The sequence below is a fragment of the Rossellomorea sp. DUT-2 genome, assembly GCF_052665285.1.
Genome location: NZ_JBQPEO010000013.1, coordinates 1 through 4,830, shown reverse-complemented (window position 1 = coordinate 4,830; position 4,830 = coordinate 1). Strand labels below are relative to the sequence as shown.

Below are 4,830 nucleotides of genomic sequence, written 5' to 3'. Positions count from 1 at the left end.
GTTCGGCATGGGAACGGGTGTGACCTCTTCGCCATTGTCACCAGACTATTTCTTGTCTCTTTTAAAGGACAAGTATTATTATATCGCGTAGATATAATTTTTCAAGGCTTTTTTTATATTTACGTATAAAATTCATTCCCTGAAAACTAGATAAAGAATTGATGTCAAGAAAGCCGAATATCGACCAATTGTTGTTCATTTAAAAAATGACTCTTTGTGGTTAAGTCCTCGATCGATTAGTATCAGTCAACTCCACATGTCGCCATGCTTCCATCTCTGACCTATCTACCTAGTCATCTTCTAGGGATCTTACTCACTTACGTGATGGGAAATCTCATCTCGAGGGGGGCTTCATGCTTAGATGCTTTCAGCACTTATCCCTTCCGCACATAGCTACCCAGCGATGCCTTTGGCAAGACAACTGGTACACCAGCGGTGCGTCCATCCCGGTCCTCTCGTACTAAGGACAGCTCCTCTCAAATTTCCTGCGCCCACGACGGATAGGGACCGAACTGTCTCACGACGTTCTGAACCCAGCTCGCGTACCGCTTTAATGGGCGAACAGCCCAACCCTTGGGACCGACTACAGCCCCAGGATGCGATGAGCCGACATCGAGGTGCCAAACCTCCCCGTCGATGTGGACTCTTGGGGGAGATAAGCCTGTTATCCCCGGGGTAGCTTTTATCCGTTGAGCGATGGCCCTTCCATGCGGAACCACCGGATCACTAAGCCCGACTTTCGTCCCTGCTCGACTTGTAGGTCTCGCAGTCAAGCTCCCTTGTGCCTTTACACTCTGCGAATGATTTCCAACCATTCTGAGGGAACCTTTGGGCGCCTCCGTTACTCTTTAGGAGGCGACCGCCCCAGTCAAACTGCCCACCTGACACTGTCTCCCACCCCGATAAGGGGCGCGGGTTAGAATTTCAATACAGCCAGGGTAGTATCCCACCGATGCCTCCACCGAAGCTGGCGCTCCGGTTTCCAAGGCTCCTACCTATCCTGTACAAGCTGTACCAAAATTCAATATCAGGCTACAGTAAAGCTCCACGGGGTCTTTCCGTCCTGTCGCGGGTAACCTGCATCTTCACAGGTACTATAATTTCACCGAGTCTCTCGTTGAGACAGTGCCCAGATCGTTACGCCTTTCGTGCGGGTCGGAACTTACCCGACAAGGAATTTCGCTACCTTAGGACCGTTATAGTTACGGCCGCCGTTTACTGGGGCTTCGATTCGCACCTTCGCTTGCGCTAAGCACTCCTCTTAACCTTCCAGCACCGGGCAGGCGTCAGCCCCTATACTTCGCCTTACGGCTTCGCAGAGACCTGTGTTTTTGCTAAACAGTCGCCTGGGCCTATTCACTGCGGCTCTCTCGGGCTTGCACCCTACCAGAGCACCCCTTCTCCCGAAGTTACGGGGTCATTTTGCCGAGTTCCTTAACGAGAGTTCTCTCGCTCACCTTAGGATTCTCTCCTCGCCTACCTGTGTCGGTTTGCGGTACGGGCACCTTTTTCCTCGCTAGAGGCTTTTCTTGGCAGTGTGGAATCAGGAACTTCGCTACTATAATTCGCTCGCTATCACAGCTCAGCCTTCACGATGATGGGATTTGCCTCATCATCAGCCTAACTGCTTAGACGCACATATCCAGCAGTGCGCTTACCCTATCCTCCTGCGTCCCCCCATTGCTCAAACGGAAAAGAGGTGGTACAGGAATATCAACCTGTTGTCCATCGTCTACGCCTATCGGCCTCGACTTAGGTCCCGACTAACCCTGAGCGGACGAGCCTTCCTCAGGAAACCTTAGGCATTCGGTGGATGGGATTCTCACCCATCTTTCGCTACTCATACCGGCATTCTCACTTCTAAGCACTCCACCAGTCCTTACGGTCTAGCTTCGCAGTCCTTAGAACGCTCTCCTACCACTGACACCAAACGGTGTCAATCCACAGCTTCGGTGATACGTTTAGCCCCGGTACATTTTCGGCGCAGAGTCACTCGACCAGTGAGCTATTACGCACTCTTTAAATGGTGGCTGCTTCTAAGCCAACATCCTGGTTGTCTAAGCAACTCCACATCCTTTTCCACTTAACGTATACTTTGGGACCTTAGCTGGTGGTCTGGGCTGTTTCCCTTTCGACTACGGATCTTATCACTCGCAGTCTGACTCCCATGGATAAGTCTTTGGCATTCGGAGTTTGTCTGAATTCGGTAACCCGATGAGGGCCCCTAGTCCAAACAGTGCTCTACCTCCAAGACTCTTACACATGAGGCTAGCCCTAAAGCTATTTCGGAGAGAACCAGCTATCTCCAAGTTCGATTGGAATTTCTCCGCTACCCACACCTCATCCCCGCACTTTTCAACGTGCGTGGGTTCGGACCTCCATTCAGTGTTACCTGAACTTCATCCTGGACATGGGTAGATCACCTGGTTTCGGGTCTACGACCACATACTCATTCGCCCTATTCAGACTCGCTTTCGCTGCGGCTCCGTCTTATCAACTTAACCTTGCATGGGATCGTAACTCGCCGGTTCATTCTACAAAAGGCACGCCATCACCCGTTAACGGGCTCTGACTACTTGTAGGCACACGGTTTCAGGTTCTATTTCACTCCCCTTCCGGGGTGCTTTTCACCTTTCCCTCACGGTACTGGTTCACTATCGGTCACTAGGGAGTATTTAGCCTTGGGAGATGGTCCTCCCAGCTTCCGACGGGATTTCACGTGTCCCGCCGTACTCAGGATCCACTCAAGAGAGAATGAAGTTTCAACTACAGGGTTGTTACCTTCTTTGACGAGCCTTTCCAGACTTCTTCGTCTACTTCATTCCTTTGTAACTCCGTATAGAGTGTCCTACAACCCCAAGAGGCAAGCCTCTTGGTTTGGGCTACATCCCGTTTCGCTCGCCGCTACTCAGGGAATCGCAATTGCTTTCTCTTCCTCCAGGTACTTAGATGTTTCAGTTCCCTGGGTCTGCCTTCCATACTCTATGTATTCAAGTAAGGATATTGTTCCATTACGAACAATGGGTTCCCCCATTCGGAAATCTCTGGATCAAAGCTCACTTACAGCTCCCCAAAGCATATCGGTGTTAGTCCCGTCCTTCGTCGGCTCCTAGTGCCAAGGCATCCACCGTGCGCCCTTCATAACTTAACCGAATTGGTTGTTACATCAGGTTTAAAACCTAAAATGGCGATACTCGGTAATTTCTTGACTATCAATTTATCTTTATCTAGTTTTCAAAGAACAAACACAACTTCTCATCTCGCAAGAGATAAAAAATGTTTTGATGATAATTAAACCATCAAAACTGAACAAAACTTCGACTGTCAAACGTTTTAGTTACATCTTCCTTAGAAAGGAGGTGATCCAGCCGCACCTTCCGATACGGCTACCTTGTTACGACTTCACCCCAATCATCTGTCCCACCTTAGGCGGCTGGCTCCAAAAGGTTACCTCACCGACTTCGGGTGTTACAAACTCTCGTGGTGTGACGGGCGGTGTGTACAAGGCCCGGGAACGTATTCACCGCGGCATGCTGATCCGCGATTACTAGCGATTCCAGCTTCATGTAGGCGAGTTGCAGCCTACAATCCGAACTGAGAACGGTTTTATGGGATTGGCTAAACCTCGCGGTCTTGCTGCCCTTTGTACCGTCCATTGTAGCACGTGTGTAGCCCAGGTCATAAGGGGCATGATGATTTGACGTCATCCCCACCTTCCTCCGGTTTGTCACCGGCAGTCATCTTAGAGTGCCCAACTGAATGCTGGCAACTAAGATCAAGGGTTGCGCTCGTTGCGGGACTTAACCCAACATCTCACGACACGAGCTGACGACAACCATGCACCACCTGTCACTCTGTCCCCCGAAGGGGAAAGCCCTATCTCTAGGGTTGTCAGAGGATGTCAAGACCTGGTAAGGTTCTTCGCGTTGCTTCGAATTAAACCACATGCTCCACCGCTTGTGCGGGCCCCCGTCAATTCCTTTGAGTTTCAGTCTTGCGACCGTACTCCCCAGGCGGAGTGCTTAATGCGTTAGCTGCAGCACTAAGGGGCGGAAACCCCCTAACACTTAGCACTCATCGTTTACGGCGTGGACTACCAGGGTATCTAATCCTGTTTGCTCCCCACGCTTTCGCGCCTCAGTGTCAGTTACAGACCAGAAAGTCGCCTTCGCCACTGGTGTTCCTCCAAATATCTACGCATTTCACCGCTACACTTGGAATTCCACTTTCCTCTTCTGCACTCAAGTTCCCCAGTTTCCAATGACCCTCCACGGTTGAGCCGTGGGCTTTCACATCAGACTTAAGGAACCACCTGCGCGCGCTTTACGCCCAATAATTCCGGACAACGCTTGCCACCTACGTATTACCGCGGCTGCTGGCACGTAGTTAGCCGTGGCTTTCTGGTTAGGTACCGTCAAGGTACCGCCCTATTCGAACGGTACTTGTTCTTCCCTAACAACAGAGCTTTACGATCCGAAAACCTTCATCACTCACGCGGCGTTGCTCCGTCAGACTTTCGTCCATTGCGGAAGATTCCCTACTGCTGCCTCCCGTAGGAGTCTGGGCCGTGTCTCAGTCCCAGTGTGGCCGATCACCCTCTCAGGTCGGCTACGCATCGTCGCCTTGGTGAGCCATTACCTCACCAACTAGCTAATGCGCCGCGGGTCCATCTGTAAGTGATAGCTAAAAGCCACCTTTCAACATTTCCTCATGCGAGGAAATGAGTTATCCGGTATTAGCCCCGGTTTCCCGGAGTTATCCCAGTCTTACAGGCAGGTTACCCACGTGTTACTCACCCGTCCGCCGCTGACTGATGGGAGCAAGCTCCCA

2 rRNA genes are annotated in these 4,830 nt (G+C 51.2%); both read right to left on the bottom strand.

Features of this window, described 5'->3' with window-relative positions:
• Positions 1 to 216 precede the first annotated feature (216 nt).
• Positions 217 to 3,151 (bottom strand): 23S ribosomal RNA (locus ACOSV2_RS22465).
• A 201-nt stretch (positions 3,152 to 3,352) separates the two neighbouring features.
• Positions 3,353 to 4,830: ribosomal RNA gene (locus ACOSV2_RS22460) — 16S ribosomal RNA — on the bottom strand; the annotation flags it as partial.